The organism is Rhizobium sp. S163, assembly GCF_030380805.1.
Taxonomy (GTDB): Bacteria; Pseudomonadota; Alphaproteobacteria; order Rhizobiales; family Rhizobiaceae; genus Rhizobium.
This window is the reverse complement of record NZ_JAUDSA010000019.1, coordinates 1-14683: the sequence shown is the minus strand read 5'-3', so window position 1 is coordinate 14683 and position 14683 is coordinate 1. Positions and strand designations below refer to the sequence as shown.

The window sequence follows — 14683 nt, the reverse complement described above, 5'->3', positions numbered from 1 at the left end:
TTAGCGTCGTGCCAGGAGGGCAACGACCAGTCCGAATGCGGCAGCAGCGCCGATGGTGGCGACCGGGTGCCTGCGAACGGTGTCGCGCACTTCGGAAGCGCCGCGCAGATAACCATCCTGCAGGTCGCGCAGCAAGTCCTCACTGCGGGCAACCAGATCTTCGTAGCCGGAGGCTGCCTGGGCAGTCAGCCTATCGCTCTGCTTGCGCGAGTTCTTGCTGATCAGCTTCGTCAGCGACGCGATTTCATCCTGAAGGGATGCGATCTGGTCCTCGACCGTTGCCTCGATGTTGTGGAGAGCGGCGCTGCCATTGCGACGGTGACGGCCGGACTGAAGGAAAGATGCCATGGTTTTCTCCATTGTTACGGCGCGGTTTCGCACCGCCTGGTTAAACACAGGATCAGAACGCAAGCTTGCATGAACACAGATGCCCGGCAATGACCCAAATCAATGGCTTAACGCGGGTTGTGGGCAAAAGGTTCCGCGCGTGATCAGCCGCCGACGGCGCTGTGGGCGAGTACGAAAGGGGTGCCGTCGTCGGGCACCTTGTTGATGCGCAGCGGGCAACCGAAGACCGAGTGCATGGTCTCGTCGGTCAGCACCTCGTGCACCGTGCCTCGGGCCGCGAGGCCACCCTGCTGCATGAGAATGATCTGGTCGGCGAAGAGCGCCGTCAGATTGAGGTCGTGCATCACGGCGATGACGCCGCCGCCGGCGTCGCAGAAGGCGCGGGCAAGCCGCATGATCGTCAGCTGGTGGCTGATATCGAGGCTGGAGACCGGCTCGTCGAGAAGGAGCCAGCGCGGCTTTCCATCGACGACGGGCTCGGAGATTTGGCAAAGCACGCGGGCAAGCTGCACGCGCTGCTGTTCGCCACCGGAGAGGTGCTGGTAGAAGCGCCCTTCGTAGCCGTCGAGATCGACCGAAGACAACGCCTTGGCCGCCGTCTGCTCGGCGCGCTCGGGATTGCGGTTCAGCCCCGAGGTCAGGCCCATGCGGACGATTTCGCGCACGGTGAAGGGGAAGGAGATGTTGCTTGCCTGGGGCAGCACGCCGCGCACGGCCGCCAGCTGGTATGGCTGCAGCCCGCGCACGTCTTCGCCGTTGATGCGGATCGAGCCGTTATAGGGCAGTTCGCCGGATACTGCTTTCATCGTGGTCGTCTTGCCGGAGCCGTTGGGCCCGGCAATCGCCGTCAGCTTGCCGGATGCTGCGGTGAAGCCGACGTCTTCAACGATGGTTTTGCCCGACAGGCGGACGGAGACGCCGGAGACTTCGATCATGGCAGATACTCAAAGGGCAAGGCGGGAACGCTGGCGCAGCAGGATCCAGAGAAAGAACGGGCCGCCGACGGCCGCGGTGATGATGCCGATCGGCAGTTCGGCGGGCGCGACGATGGTGCGGGCGATCACGTCGGCGAAGATCAGGAGCGAACCGCCGAGGAGCGCCGAGGCCGGCAGGAGATAGCGGTGGTCCGGCCCGATCGCCATGCGAAGCACATGCGGCACGACGATGCCGACAAAGCCGATGCCGCCGCTGACGGCGACAGATGCGCCTGTCGCGGCCGCCACGGTGACGATGGCGATGTTCTTCAGCCGCTGGACGGGAACGCCCATGTGGAAGGCCGCGGCTTCGCCAAGCGTGATCGCGTTGAGGCCCTTGGCGAGGAAGGGGACGGCGATGAAGGACAGGAGGATGATCGGGCCGGCGGCGGCGATCTTGGTCCATGTCGAGCCGGCAAGCGAGCCCATGCCCCAGAAGGTGAGGTCGCGTAGCTGCTGGTCGTTGGCCATGTAGACGAGCAGACCGGTCATGGCGCCGGCAAGCGAGCCGAGCGCGATGCCGGCAAGCAGCATGGTCGCGACGGAGGTCTGGCCGTTGCTGGTGGCGATCCGGTAGAGGAGCAGCGTCGTGGCGAGGCCGCCGGCGAAGGCTGCGAATGGAAGCGCGTAGATGCCGAGCAGGACGTAGAGCGGAGCGACAAAGCCGCCGCCGAGCACGATCATGACGACAGCGCCGAGGCCGGCGCCGGAGGAGACGCCGACGAGGCCGGGATCGGCCAGCGGGTTGCGAAACAGGCCCTGCATGACGGCGCCCGACACCGCCAGCGAGCCGCCGACGAGGAAGCCGAGGATGGCGCGGGGCATGCGGATGTCGAAGATGATGATGCGGTCGCGCATGCTGAGCGCATCATCCGATCCGGCGACATTGGCGATCACGTCGAGGAAGGACGCATCCGAGGCGCCCGTCGTGACGGAGAACAGCAACGACAGGACGGAGCCGACCACCAGCAGCGCGATGACCGCCAGTGCCAGCAGCGAGCGATCGCCGGCCCGGTGACGCTCACGCATCCCCGAGGCCGAAAACACGATGCGACGTCCGTCCATGTCGTTCAGTACCGCCATGGTCAGCCCCCGTAGATCGCCTTGGTGAGCTCGCGCACGGCGCTTGCGGTGCGCGGTCCGAAGCCGAGCAGGTGCAGGCCGTCCATGCGGATGATCGCCTTGTTCTGCACGGCGGGCGTCAGCGCCAGCGCCGGCTGGTTCATCAGGTCTTCGTTCTTGGTGCCTGCGCCATCGCCACGGTTCATCATCAGGATGACGTCGGGCTTGGCCTCGATAATCGCCTCGTCCGTCAGCGGCTTGTAGCCCGGGAAGGTGCCGACGGCGTTGACCAGGCCGGAGAGCTTGATGATGCCATCGGCCGCCGTTCCGGTGCCCGAGGCCATGATCTTGCCGCCCTGCATGCTGAGGATGAAGAGAACGCGCTTGCGTTCGCTTTCCGGGTGCTTGGCAGCGTCTGAAATCGCGGCATCGAGATCGGTCGCGACCTGCTTGTGCAGTTCGGCGGCCTTGGGCTCGACACCGAGGAGCACGCCGACCTTGTCGATCTTGGCGAGGATGCCGTCGCGGGTATAGGCGTTCGGCACCGTCTCGAAGGGGACGCTGGCGCTGCGCAGCACCGTCAGCGCTTCCGGCGGGCCGGAACCCTCGACGGCGACGATCGCCGTCGGGTTCATGGCGAGGATGTTTTCGGGCGACAGCGCGCGCATGTAGCCGACGTCTGGCAGCTTCAGGGCCTGTTCGGGAAACAGGCTGGTCGTGTCGCGGGCGATCAGGTGCTTTTCTTCGCCGAGCGCGTAGATGATCTCGGTGAGGTCGCCGCCGATCGAGATCAGGCGGGTGCTGTCGATCTTGTCTTCGGCATGAGCAGCCGGCGAGAAGGCGAGGAGCGAGGCTGCCAGCGGCAGGGCCATGAGTCCCCGCAGCATGGATGTCGTCGTGGATGCCCCGCGATTGTGGTTCGACATCGTCATCTCCTTCGGCTTACGCCGCAACGCTGGTCGCCTTGGGCAGGCTTTCGACGATGTCGCGCCAGTCTGCGCGCTCCGCGGAGCCTTCGTGGCGCTTGCCGAAGAACTGGATGATCATTTCGCCATTGGCGCCGTAGACCTCGACGGAGGTAACGTCGCCATCCTTGGTCGGCTTGCGCACGGCCCAGGTCTCGGCGATGTGGTCCTGACGCAGGTGCAGGTGGAAGGTCTCGTCGAGGATGTTGATCCACGGACCCATCGGCTGAATGTTGAAGATCGGGCCGGAGTGGATCTGGACGATGCCGTCATTGCCAACGAAGCACATGATCGGCAGACCCGACTTCACCGAAGCGTGCATCATCTCTGCGGTCGCGGTGTTGTCGAGCTGCCAGGCGAAGTCGTCGCCAACGGTGCGCACGGCGGCCTGGCGGCCGATCTTCAGCTTGCGCAGCATGCCGAAGAATTCGTGCGTGTCCGTCATCTTGCTCCAGTGGTCGCGCAGCTCGTCCTTGGTGACGCTGCCGCTCTCGTCGGCTACCGTCTTGCTGTCGTCCGCGACGAAGTCCTGCGACTGGTCCTCGATCTTGAGGTCGTTCACGATAGAGTGATAGGCATCGACGTTGGAGGCCGGGCGCAGATGCACTTTGTGCACGGCGGTGCCGGCCTTGTCGAAATACTGGAGGCTCAGGCGTTCCTGGTCGCCATCCTTCTTGGTCACGGCGAAGGCGTGGACCCAGCGGCTCGGGAAGATGCGCAGGTCGATGTTCTCGCCGAGCACGATGGCGCCCTGGCCACCGGTCTTGATGTTCTCGTAGACACCGATCTTTTCGTGAACGGCGCTCTCGTTGCGCGAGAGGGCCATGACTTCGCCGAGCTCGGCGACGCGTTCGAGAAGCTTGAGCGCGCTGCCGTCGATGCGGGTGGCGGAAATGCCGACTTCTGCTGCAACGAGCGCTGCCTCGGAAACCTTGAGCTGGGCGGCGATATCGCGCTCGCGCATCTTCGGATTTTCGGCGCGGAACGCGCGGATTTCGGCCGGTGAAGGCTTGGTGTTCTCAGTCATTGTCTACCCCTACTTATTCAGAATTAGTTTGCCCTGGCGGGTGATTTTCATGCGGTACAAAGCGCCATCGTGGCGAATGACGATCTCGTTGGCGCCGCGAAAAATCTCGCTGCTCTCCAGGATTCGGACGTCGGCCACGGCGTCGCGCGCCAATAGCGTTTGCTTCAGTGTGTCCGTCTTCTCGACCATCATTTCGTTGGCTTTTTTGCTTCTCTAGGTAGGCCAAAAAAGGCCCCTGCGACCTACAAGTATCTTGACTCTCATAGTCATCATTTTTTAAAGACGCAATAGCGGACTTTGTAAGTCAAGTTTCTGAAATTCAGTGGAGAGACACAATGGTAGTCACGAGGCCGGTCACACGATTTGCAACGCTTTTGGCGGCCGGCTCTCTGGTGCTGACGGGCGCGATCCAGGCCTATGCGCAGGAGCCCGCCGCGGCAGCCGCGCCGAAGGCGGCGCTCGATGTGGAGCTCAACGGGCTGGCGGCATCGCAGAAGGGCTGCATGATGACCTTCGTGGCGTTGAACACGCTGCCTCAAGACATCACCAAGGTCTCCTTCGAGCTTGCTTTCTTCAACGACAAGAACGCCGTCGACAAGATCACGGTTCTCGATTTCCGCGATCTGCCGCAGGGCAAGAAGCGGGTGCGGCAGTTCGATATGCCGAATGTGAAATGCGAGGCGGTGACGCGGGTGCTGATCAACGACACGCCGGCGTGCGAAGGCCCCGACAAGGGTGAGTGCATGAAGGGTCTTGTGACCCGCTCCCAGGTTTCCATTCCTTTCGAAGGTTGAGCGACGGCCGGGGGTAGCCCCGGCCTCTTGCGTTGCAGTGGTACAAGGCATCCAAAATGGTGGTTTCAGCGAGATCAAAGCCGAGACAGGTTCTCTTCGACGAGACGGTCGCCGATGGCGGTGTGAACGACAACAATCCGGGCATGCATCCCGGCCACGAGTTGTCTGATCTTCGTAACGTCGCGCGCCAGCCGGCCGCTGAGGCTGTCGTCCACTATGCCCGCCAGGCGCAGATAGCGTCCTTCCCGCAGGATCCGCGCAGCGCGAGCAACGGCCATGCCGCCGCGCCGCTGATGGATGCGAGCGTCGAGATGCCGGCGGCCACCCGGCCGCATCGCGGCAAGCTCGGCGTGACGGCTGCCTGCATCGGTTCCTTCATATTCCACGGCGCGCTTGCCATCGCGCTGATCGTCGGCGTCGTCGTCACCCCGGAGCAGCCGGAGGAAGAGGCGGGCGAGACGGTGAGCGTGATCATGCTCGGCGATTCCGATCTCGACCAGGCATCAGCGGGTGAGGAGACGACCGAACCGCAGCCGGAAGAGATCGTGGCGGAAGAGGTGCAGCCCGAGGCCGCGCAGCAGCCGACCGAGGTTCAGCCCGACGCGCAGCCGGTCGATCCGCAGCCTGTCGCGCCGACGCAGGAAGTGACGCGTGTCTCGCCCGAGAACATGACGGCGGTCGAGCCGGAGGTGCTGACATCGCAGGTGCCGGCCGAGACCTCCGTGGTTCAGCCGATGGCGACCGAGGTGCCGACGCAGGTTCAGCCGGAGATCACGCCGACGACGCCCACGACGCCAGAGGATGTAGCGCCGGTGCAGCCGACCGAGACGGCGGAAATTCCGCCTGAGCCGGAGACCGTGCCGAAACCCGATCCGAAGCCGGTGGCGCAGAAGCCTGTCGAGAAGCCGAAGCCGGTCGAGAAAAAGCAACCGCCGAAGAAGGTCGTTACGCGCTCGGGCTCCCAGGGCGAGAACAAGCAGGATAGCCGGCGCGGTGCGTCGGATGGCGTCGACCAAGCCTCGGACCAGGATTCGCGCAGCGCCGGGAATCGCGGTGGCTCCGGTAGCGCCGCAGTCGCCAACTATCCGGGCAAGGTGCAATCGAAAATCCGGCGGTCCGTTCGTGTGCCTTCTCAATACAAGCGCATGAACGCCGCGATGAGCGTTCGCATCCGGCTGAGCATCAACGGCTCCGGCGGCCTGAGCGGCCTCTCGGTGGCGCGCAGTTCGGGCATTCCCGAACTCGATGCAGCCGTTGTCGATGGCGTTCGCCGCGCCGCGCCATTCCCGCCGCTGCCATCGGAATGGGGCAAGCCGGTCTGGACCTTTACACAGGAAGTGCAGGTCACATCGGGTCGCTGACAGCAGGCGGCCCGACGATAAAATCGGGCCGTCCAGAAAATATGATCAAAATAATCAACTTTATACTTTACTCTAAAAATCAAGTTTACTAAGGTCCACCCACACACGCAGCAATCGTGTGCCGATCAATGAACGAACGGGTGGTCAATGGCGCGTAAGGCGAAGAAGGGTTCTAACCGGGAAATCCGCGTGAGTGCGGATACAAGCACGGTTGAGGAGACCTCCGGACGTTCCAAGCTCGATGGCCGCAGCTTCCTTTATGTCGGCGGGCGCGACTGCCAGGTGGCGCATCTGCGCCAGATCTGCAGCAATTTCGGCGCCGAGCTGATCCACCACGATGGCGGTCTGCGCGAGGCTGTATCGCGCATCGATACGGTGCTTCCCTCCGTCGACTGCGTCTTTTGCCCGATCGACTGTATCAGCCATGATGCTTGCCTTCGGGTAAAGACCGGCTGCAAGAAGTTTGGCAAGACCTTCATTCCGCTGCGCAACGGCAGCAAGTCGAGCCTCGAGCGGGCGTTGACGACGATGAACGAGCGAAACGCCACCCGATGAGCGATAGACACCCGGAAGGGTACACGTTGATCGGCCTGCACAAGCTGGCCGCCCACAATGGCGATGGCATGGTGCCCGAACTCTATGAGCTGATGATGGAACGCGAAGAGCGGCGCAGGTACTATCCCAATGTCGAGCAGTTTCCGATCTGGGAAGCGCGCATGCCCGGCGAATTGCCGGAAAAGCCGCTTGGACGGGATGCGCTCGACGGCCGGAACGTGGTAGCCTTCGAGGCTCCCGAGGCCGAGAGGAAACGCAAGGCGTGAGTGCTCCCATGTTTATCGCGATGAACCGCTTCAAGGTGTCGATCGGGTCGGAGGCGGAATTCGAAAGCGTCTGGCGCAACCGCGATTCCAGCATTTCGGAGGTGCCCGGCTTCGTTGAATTCCGGCTGCTGCGCGGTCGCGAGAATGCGGAGGAGGGCTATACGCTGTTTTCCTCGCACACGATCTGGCGCAGCGAAGAGGATTTCCTCAACTGGACGAAGTCCGAGCAGTTCCGCGCCGCCCATCGCAATGCCGGCGACCGCAAGACGATGTATAAGGGGCCGCCCGTGTTCGAGGGCTTTCAAGTCGTGGACGGGATCTGAGCGATGGTGGCTGACAATCCAGATCGTATCGAGGTTCTTCCCGTTTTGCCGTCGCTCGATATCGGCGAGACGCTTTCCTTTTATCGCGGCGGGCTCGGCTTCGAGACGATCGTCTATCAGGACAAGGATTATCTCATCCTGCGTCGCGACGAGATGGAACTGCATTTCTGGCTGACGGCTGATCGGTCGCTTTGCGAGCGCACATCTGTCTACCTGCGCGGCGGCGGCATCGGCGCGCTCCACGCGGAATACCAAGCGCGCGGCGTCGAGAAGCTCAGCGACATGACGGTGCGGCCGTGGAACATGGAAGAGTTCTACATCCACGATCCGCACGGCAATCTGCTGCGCTTCGGCCGGATCCCGCAGCAGGCATAAGCCGCTTGGTCTTAAGCGCGGTTGCGGAAGACGGCGCCGGCGGCGATTGCCAGCCAGCCGAACATCATGGCGAAGCCGCCCGTGGGCGCCGCCATCGGAAACAGGCTTGAGCCTGCAAAGCGAAGTGTCACCAGATCCACTGAAAACAGCAGCGTGCCCAGACCCATGAGCAGGCCGGCGAGCCATGCGGTCTTAAGCTTTTCGCCAGCTAGCGCCAGTGCCAAAAGGGCAGGGGCATGGGCGAGGCACATGGCGGAGGCCGAGGCGAGGAAGTGCCCGTCGCCATCGAGATGGGCGGCGGCTGCGGCCAGCGCCACGCCGGCAAAGCCGAAGAGGCCTGAGAGCACCAGGAAAAGCGGCGAGAAGCGCTGATTGAGCGTCATTATCGGGAGCCTATTGCTTGTTCTGCATGTGATCGGCCAGCCGCTCGATCGGCGGAAGGATGATCTCGCGCAGCTTCGGGTTCGGAACGGTCTCTTCCAGCGCCTGGCGGAAGCATAAAAGCCACTCGTCGCGCTCGACGGGACCGATCTCGGCGATGAAGTGGCGGCTTCTGAGGCGCGGATGGCCGTATTTCTCGACATAGACAGGCGGGCCGCCGAGATAGCCGGTCAGGTATTCGTAGAATTTCGCTTCGCTACCCTCGAGCGTCGGCGGGTGAACCGCGCGGACGTGGCTCGCCTCCGGCAGCGTGTCCATCAGTTCGTAGAAGCGATGCGATAGTGCCCGGATCGTAGCGTCGCCGCCGACGGCCTCGTAAAGTGTAATGGTGTTCTCGCTCACGGCGCGGCTCCTCACAGCTTGTCTCTTCATGCACCGCCGCAGCCTCGATCGCAACCGGAACCCGCACCACCAAGCGCGACATTTCGCGCCAGCCCCAGCGATCGAAATTTCGCGGTATCTTGACAAAACCGTCCAGACGGTATCTTTATGCATCATGTCAAACGCTCATCACCGCCGCAAGCAACCCGCCATCGTCCGCCAGCAGCTGCTGGATGTCGCCGCGCGCCTGACGAACGAGCAGGGGATGAGTGCTGTGACGCTCGATGCCGTGTCCGGCGCATCAGGGGTCAGCAAGGGTGGGCTTCTCCACCATTTCCCGACCAAGAACGCGTTGCTGGATGCGCTTTTCGAGGATCTCCTGGCGCGCTTCGATGCCGATCTCGACGAGCGCATGCGCGAGGATCCGGTGCCGCATGGCCGTTTCACGCGCGCCTATCTCAACGCCGTCGCCGGCTTGCGCGACAGCCCTGACGATGCCGGCCACTGGGCGCAGGTGACGATCGCGCTTCTTGCCGAGCCGCGGCTGCGGCAGCGCTGGGGGGAGTGGATCGACGGGCGGATCGAGGAATATGTAGGCACGGACTCGTCTATCGATGCGCAGATCGTGCGCTTCGCGGCCGATGGCCTCTGGCTCGCCGACATGATCGGTGGCGCCTCCGACGACACGCAGCGCCAGGCGCTTCTGGCACGCCTGGTCGAGCTGACCGCACGCTAACTTCCCTACAATAGAGGACAAATCATCATGGCACCGGTTGCGGTCTATGCGCTCTTGTTTACGGCGATCGCGCTCGAAGTCATCGGCACGACGGCGCTGCAGCTTTCGCAGCAGTTCAGCCGCTTCTGGCCGACGGCGCTGATGGTCGCGTGCTATGCCGCCTCCTTCTACTGCCTGTCGCAGACGCTGAAAGTGATCCCTGTTGGGATCGCCTATGCGATCTGGAGCGGGCTCGGCATCGTGTTGATTTCCAGCGTCGGCCTCATCTATTTCAAGCAGCGGCTGGATACGCCTGCTGTCATCGGCCTGGGGCTGATCATCGCTGGCGTGCTCGTGGTCAACCTGTTCTCCAAATCCGTCACCCATTGATTTTAATGGAATCCGGTCGTATGCGAGGGAAGCCCCCGTCACCGGGGAGATGGCCCCCGGGTCGCGACATTTGACCTCACCTCACAGAGGCCTGACTTGCGCAATCGGCTGCGATGTCCATATCCTGAGTGACAGATGACAGTTTAAGCATCGCGCATTGGAACACCCATGACTGACAGCACCGCTGACCTTACCTCCCCAAAATCCGCCGATTCCAAGCCCGAGGGACAGACCTTCGGCACCTCGGGCATTGCCCCGATGGGACGCCCGAGCCCGGTTACCCGGTTCTTCATGGGCATCGTCGCCTGGGCGGAGAAGCTGAATTACAAATACGCCAAGCTCGGCAATCCGCCGGTCTACGACAACGCCACTTTCCCTTGGGCGAAAGAGGTCGAGGCCGCATACCCGCAGATCCGCGCCGAGCTGGAGCGCGTGTTGGTGCGCCAGAGCGAGCTGCCGACCTTCCAGGATATCTCGACCGACGTGAAGACGATCTCGACCGATTCCGGCTGGAAGACCTTCTTCCTCCTCGGCTTCGGCGTGAAGTCGGAACAGAACATCGCGCAGTGCCCGGAAACGTGGCGCGCGGTCCAGAAAATCCCCGGCCTCAAGACGGCGATGTTTTCGATCTTCGAGCCGGGCAAGCATCTGCCGGCGCATCGCGGCCCCTATAACGGCGTGCTGCGCCTGCATGTCGGCATGATCGTGCCGGAGCCGGCCGACAAGCTCGCCATCCGCGTCAAGGACCAGATCTGCCACTGGCAGGAAGGCAAGGCGCTGATCTTCGACGATGCCTACGAGCATGAGGCCTGGAACCACACCGACAAGACCCGCGTGGTGCTGTTCGTTGATTTCGACAAGCCGCTGAAGTTTCCGGCCCGCTTCGTCAACTGGGCGCTGATGAACCTCGCCGTCTTCACGCCGTTCATCCGCGAAGGACTGGATAACCACAAGGAGTGGGAAAAGAAGTTCTACGCCGAAGCCGAAGCTTTTAGAAACCGGCCACAGGGCTGAGCGAACAAAACTAGGCCCTGAAAGATAAAACAGCATGGCCTCGTTTCAGAGGCCATGCTGTTGTTCGGCGGGTGGGACGCCGCTCTCAAATCATCGTGCGGCGATCGCGCCGCAGGCAGTCTCGATGCGCATGTTTCGGAGCCGGCAGGTCGCTTCCCCTCGTAAGCAGGCCTTGCTCCGGCGACGTCAGTCGCCCCCATTCGCAACTAGTTGTTGTTTGCCGCCCTCAGGCGACGGTCCGGCTTGGTTGCCAGGTAGATGACATAATCTTCTGCTGCGTCTGCCAGGTGAAGCGCGATTTCTGCTTCACGCCATCCCGCCGCGATTGCGCGACGGACAACTTCGGTTATCGCCCCTTTGCAGACGCTTTCGCATTCCCGCGACCGTCCCATATCATCGGCGTTGAATCTTGGAGAGCGGATGTTTGTCATGGCTGAAGATTGCCATAACCGCCTTCGTTTTCAACAGGATGCTAATGGATTGGTTACCCAGTAAGGTTAAGGCTTGCGGGTGTTTCAGGCTGCGACAGACGCGTTGTCGCGGAACGAAACGAAGGACCGAAAACGGCTGGCAACAGAGACTGAAATGTCTCGATCCGGATCGAAATCCTGGGCGAGGGCCCAACGGTCGGGCGACGCGCGGATTGCTCCGTTAACGCACGTTAAGCGTGTTTTTCTGATTTTCTGCGCGGAGTGGCGTTTGCGGCCCGGCGATCGATCTGTTAAGGATGGCGCGAAGCTGAACGCAAACTCGTCCAGGGAGACTGTCATGAAAGCGATCCTGTCCAGAACGAAAGGAACGATCACCCACAAGGACACTCCGCTTCATGTCTATTCAATTCGCCCGCGCGCGAAAAGACGCGCCGCGTCGTAAACCACTCCCGACCACTTCCGAGCTTGATGCTACCGCCGATCAACAGGCGCGGCGCCGGTCTCGGGTCGCCAAGTTTCTCAGCTACTACCGTCCGCATCTGCCGCTGCTCTGCGCCGATGTCGTCTGCGCCATTCTTGTCGCTGCGACCGCCGTGGCATTGCCGATCTGCGCCAATATCGTCACGAACCGCCTTCTCGTGATCGCGGATGCGGGGGAGGCCACCGTGCTGATCCTTAAGGTCGGCGCTGTCATGCTGGCGCTTCTGGCGGTGCAGATGATCGCGGTGTTCTTCGTCGATTATCGCGGTCATGTGATGGGCGCGCGCATCGAGGCAGCCGTCCGTCAGGAGCTGTTCGATCATTGCCAGAAGCTCTCCTTCAGCTTCTACGATCGCCAGCGCACCGGACAGCTGATGAGCCGCATCACCAGTGATTCACTCTGGCTCGGCGAACTGTTCCACCATGGTCCCGAAGATGTCTCGATCGCCATCCTCAAATATGGCGGCGCCATGCTGGTGCTCTTCTATATCGATCCTCTCCTGGCAGGGTTGATCCTGTTGCTGACGCCTCTCGCGATCGCCTACGCGCTGCATTTCAACCGCCGCATGAGCCACGCGCTTGAACGCAGCAAGCAGCAGATCGCCGGCGTCAACGAGCAGCTGGAAGACAGCCTCGCCGGCATCCGCGTCGTGCAGTCCTTCGCCAATGAAGGGCTGGAGAGGGATCGTTTCGCCGTTCAGAACGAGCGCTTTCTTGTCAGTCGCGCGGATGGCTATCGAAGCGAAGCGTGGTTTTCCGTGGGAACGGAGAGCTTTGCACAGTTCATCACGATCCTGGTCATCGTCATCGGCGGCATCCGGATCGTGTGGTCGGCGATGACGGTGGCCGATCTCCTGACCTTCCTGCTTTGCGTTGCGGTGCTTGTCGATCCCGTGCAGCGGCTCGCCAATTTCGTGCGGCTCTGGCAGGAGGGCTATACCGGCTTCGTGAGGGCGATGGAGATCCTCGATGTCGAGCCCGATATCGTCGATCGTCCGGGCGCACATGCGCTGCCGACGCCGAAGGGGGAAATCAGGTTCGAGGATGTCAGCTTCGGCTATGATGCCGACACGACAGGCGTGTTCGAGAATCTCTCCTTCACCATCGCGCCAGGCGAGTTCGTGGCGCTGGTCGGTCCGTCGGGGGTGGGCAAGAGCACCTTGTGCTCGCTCATTCCGCGTTTCTACGATGTGCAGGCGGGGTCGATCCTGATCGATGGCGCCGATATCCGTGATGTCACCCTGTCGTCGCTACGGGGCCATGTCGGCGTGGTGCAGCAGGACGTCTATCTGTTCGCGGGCTCGGTCGCCGACAATCTTCGCTATGGGCGGCCGGATGCCACCGATGCGGAAGTGGAGGCTGCGGCGCGGGCGGCCAATGCGCATGAGTTCATCATGGCGCTTGCCGATGGATACGATACCGACATCGGCCAGCGCGGGGTGCGGCTTTCGGGCGGACAGCGACAGCGGTTGACGATCGCGCGGGCGTTTTTGAAGAACCCCGCGATCCTGATCTTCGACGAGGCCACCAGCGCGCTCGACAATGAGAGCGAACGGGCAGTGCAGCAGGCGCTGCTCGGGCTCGCCAAGGGACGCACCACCGTCGTCATCGCGCATCGTCTGTCGACGGTCCGCCACGCCGACCGCATCCTCGTGCTTACCGCCGGCGGGATCGTCGAGGAGGGCAGGCATGAGGATCTGATGGCGCGCGACGGGATCTATGCCGGCTTGTACAGCGTGCAGGCCAGCATGTGATCGCTCGCATTCGAAACAAAAGGCCGGAGCATCATCATCGATGCGCCGGCCTTACGATCTCAGAGCCCCGGCGAACCGGGGCTTTTTCTCAATTGCTGTCGTTGTCTCAGTTTGCCTTCGCCACGACCTGCTTGACCGGGGCGGCGTTGCCGCCCGGGTTGTAGCCGCCGCCGATGGCGACGTTGAGCGCGACGTAATCGGTTGCCATCTGCTGGACGGCTGCGGCCAGGCTTGCCTGGGCAAGCGAGACCTGACGCTGGGCGTCGAGGACGTCGAGCAGCGAGGAGGCGCCGTCCTTGTAGCTGGCGGTCGACAGATCGAGCGTTTCCTGGGTCGTCTTGACCTGGGCGCGGAGTGCCGCAACCGTCTGCGCGTCGCGGCGAACCGCCGACAGCGCGTTTTCCACTTCCTCGACCGCCTGCAGAACCGCCTGCTTCCAGGCAAGGTACTGAGTCTTGGCGTCGGACTTGGCGATATCGACATTGGCGCGCAGGCGGCCACCGTCGAAGATCGGCAGCGTCAGCGTCGGGCCGAAGGACCAGCTGGTCAGGCCGCCGCCGGAAACGCCGGCTGCCTTGACATAGGTGGGCGAGATCGAGCCGGAGAGCGAGATCGACGGATAGAGTTGGCTGATGGCCACGCCGATATTGGCGGTGGCGGCGGCCAGATTGCGCTCGGCGACGCGGATGTCGGGACGATTGCGGATCAGGTCGGCCGGAACGCCGGAGACGATGCCGGCACGGAAGACCGGCTGCGAGCCGCCGCGCTGCAGTTCAGCGACCATCGAGCCGGCCGGCTTGCCGAGCAGGGTGGCGATGTGGTGGGCGGCGACGCGGAAGTTGGTTTCCAGGCCCGGGATTTCAGCCTGGGTCGACTGTACCAGACCTTCGGCCTGCACGACGTCGAGACGCGAGGCTGCACCGGCATCGAGCTGGAACTTGGTCAGCTCGTAGGTTTCCTGGCGCGATTTCAGGTTGGCCCTGGAGAGCGCGATGCGCTCCTGGTAGTAGCGGGCGTTGATGTAGGAGTTCACCAGATCCTGGAGATAGGTGAGCTTGGCGACGTCGGCGGTCGAGTAGGCGGCGTC

At 62.9% G+C, this 14683-nt stretch carries 20 protein-coding genes; 10 read left to right on the top strand and 10 right to left on the bottom strand.

What is annotated here, in order from left to right; all coding sequences use genetic code 11:
* From QTL96_RS21755 to hemP, 6 genes are all read right to left on the bottom strand, one after another.
* On the bottom strand, window positions 1-348 hold the full coding sequence (locus QTL96_RS21755; RefSeq protein ID WP_289729174.1) for a hypothetical protein: 348 nt from the start codon (window positions 346-348) through the stop codon (window positions 1-3).
* Window positions 349-491: 143 nt separating this feature from the next.
* The gene (locus QTL96_RS21750; protein ID WP_112945391.1) at window positions 492-1283 is read right to left on the bottom strand and encodes a heme ABC transporter ATP-binding protein; all 792 of its coding nucleotides are present in this window, start codon (window positions 1281-1283) and stop codon (window positions 492-494) included.
* A 9-nt stretch (window positions 1284-1292) separates the two neighbouring features.
* On the bottom strand, window positions 1293-2405 hold the full coding sequence (locus QTL96_RS21745) for an iron ABC transporter permease (protein WP_289729173.1): 1113 nt from the start codon (window positions 2403-2405) through the stop codon (window positions 1293-1295).
* Between the two features lie 2 nt (window positions 2406-2407).
* Window positions 2408-3271: an ABC transporter substrate-binding protein gene (locus tag QTL96_RS21740; protein WP_289729282.1), complete on the bottom strand. Its 864-nt coding sequence runs from the start codon at window positions 3269-3271 to the stop codon at window positions 2408-2410.
* A 55-nt stretch (window positions 3272-3326) separates the two neighbouring features.
* Window positions 3327-4376 (bottom strand): ChuX/HutX family heme-like substrate-binding protein, encoded by a 1050-nt coding sequence (locus tag QTL96_RS21735; RefSeq protein ID WP_289729172.1) that lies wholly within the window; start codon window positions 4374-4376, stop codon window positions 3327-3329.
* Window positions 4377-4385: 9 nt separating this feature from the next.
* The gene (hemP, locus tag QTL96_RS21730; RefSeq protein ID WP_112945395.1) at window positions 4386-4568 is read right to left on the bottom strand and encodes a hemin uptake protein HemP; all 183 of its coding nucleotides are present in this window, start codon (window positions 4566-4568) and stop codon (window positions 4386-4388) included.
* A 143-nt stretch (window positions 4569-4711) separates the two neighbouring features.
* Between hemP and QTL96_RS21725 the strand changes: the two genes are divergently transcribed.
* The 6 genes from QTL96_RS21725 to QTL96_RS21700 all read left to right on the top strand — a co-directional run bounded on the left by QTL96_RS21725 (window position 4712) and on the right by QTL96_RS21700 (window position 8050).
* Window positions 4712-5170, top strand: coding sequence for a hypothetical protein (locus QTL96_RS21725; protein WP_289729171.1), 459 nt, complete (start codon window positions 4712-4714; stop codon window positions 5168-5170).
* A gap of 56 nt (window positions 5171-5226) precedes the next feature.
* Window positions 5227-6531 (top strand): TonB family protein, encoded by a 1305-nt coding sequence (locus tag QTL96_RS21720; protein ID WP_289729170.1) that lies wholly within the window; start codon window positions 5227-5229, stop codon window positions 6529-6531.
* Between the two features lie 147 nt (window positions 6532-6678).
* The gene (locus tag QTL96_RS21715; protein ID WP_289729169.1) at window positions 6679-7086 is read left to right on the top strand and encodes a DUF2325 domain-containing protein; all 408 of its coding nucleotides are present in this window, start codon (window positions 6679-6681) and stop codon (window positions 7084-7086) included.
* Complete coding sequence (locus tag QTL96_RS21710; protein ID WP_113008285.1) at window positions 7083-7352, top strand: hypothetical protein; 270 nt, start codon at window positions 7083-7085, stop codon at window positions 7350-7352. The genes QTL96_RS21715 and QTL96_RS21710 overlap by 4 nt, the downstream gene beginning before the upstream one ends.
* An 8-nt stretch (window positions 7353-7360) precedes the next feature.
* Window positions 7361-7675, top strand: a complete 315-nt coding sequence (locus tag QTL96_RS21705) for an antibiotic biosynthesis monooxygenase (RefSeq protein WP_289729281.1) — start codon at window positions 7361-7363, stop codon at window positions 7673-7675.
* A gap of 3 nt (window positions 7676-7678) precedes the next feature.
* Window positions 7679-8050: a VOC family protein gene (locus QTL96_RS21700; RefSeq protein ID WP_289729168.1), complete on the top strand. Its 372-nt coding sequence runs from the start codon at window positions 7679-7681 to the stop codon at window positions 8048-8050.
* 11 nt (window positions 8051-8061) lie between these two features.
* Here QTL96_RS21700 and QTL96_RS21695 read toward each other — a convergent pair whose 3' ends face one another.
* Together QTL96_RS21695 and QTL96_RS21690 are read right to left on the bottom strand one after the other, a co-directional pair.
* On the bottom strand, window positions 8062-8433 hold the full coding sequence (locus tag QTL96_RS21695) for a DUF423 domain-containing protein (RefSeq protein ID WP_289729167.1): 372 nt from the start codon (window positions 8431-8433) through the stop codon (window positions 8062-8064).
* 10 nt (window positions 8434-8443) lie between these two features.
* Complete coding sequence (locus tag QTL96_RS21690; RefSeq protein ID WP_047514411.1) at window positions 8444-8833, bottom strand: group II truncated hemoglobin; 390 nt, start codon at window positions 8831-8833, stop codon at window positions 8444-8446.
* Window positions 8834-8987: 154 nt separating this feature from the next.
* Here QTL96_RS21690 and QTL96_RS21685 point away from each other — a divergent pair, with 154 nt between their 5' ends.
* The 3 genes from QTL96_RS21685 (at window position 8988) to QTL96_RS21675 (ending at window position 10931) form a co-directional block, all read left to right on the top strand.
* A complete protein-coding gene (locus QTL96_RS21685; protein WP_018897201.1) occupies window positions 8988-9548 on the top strand; it encodes a TetR/AcrR family transcriptional regulator in 561 nt (186 codons plus the stop codon).
* Window positions 9549-9575: 27 nt separating this feature from the next.
* Window positions 9576-9917, top strand: coding sequence for an SMR family transporter (locus QTL96_RS21680; RefSeq protein ID WP_018897202.1), 342 nt, complete (start codon window positions 9576-9578; stop codon window positions 9915-9917).
* 168 nt (window positions 9918-10085) lie between these two features.
* On the top strand, window positions 10086-10931 hold the full coding sequence (locus QTL96_RS21675; RefSeq protein WP_018897203.1) for an aspartyl/asparaginyl beta-hydroxylase domain-containing protein: 846 nt from the start codon (window positions 10086-10088) through the stop codon (window positions 10929-10931).
* 515 nt (window positions 10932-11446) lie between these two features.
* Here the strand turns inward: QTL96_RS21675 and QTL96_RS21665 are convergent.
* Window positions 11447-11701 carry a hypothetical protein gene (locus tag QTL96_RS21665; RefSeq protein WP_289729166.1) on the bottom strand — a complete coding sequence of 85 codons (255 nt, stop codon included), beginning with the start codon at window positions 11699-11701 and terminating at the stop codon, window positions 11447-11449.
* A 56-nt stretch (window positions 11702-11757) separates the two neighbouring features.
* Between QTL96_RS21665 and QTL96_RS21660 the strand changes: the two genes are divergently transcribed.
* Window positions 11758-13596, top strand: a complete 1839-nt coding sequence (locus tag QTL96_RS21660; RefSeq protein WP_289729165.1) for an ABC transporter ATP-binding protein — start codon at window positions 11758-11760, stop codon at window positions 13594-13596.
* A 106-nt stretch (window positions 13597-13702) separates the two neighbouring features.
* On the opposite strand, the gene QTL96_RS21655 is transcribed toward QTL96_RS21660, so the two are convergent.
* Window positions 13703-14683 (bottom strand): efflux transporter outer membrane subunit (locus tag QTL96_RS21655; RefSeq protein WP_289729164.1); only part of this gene is annotated, 981 nt, incomplete at its 5' end.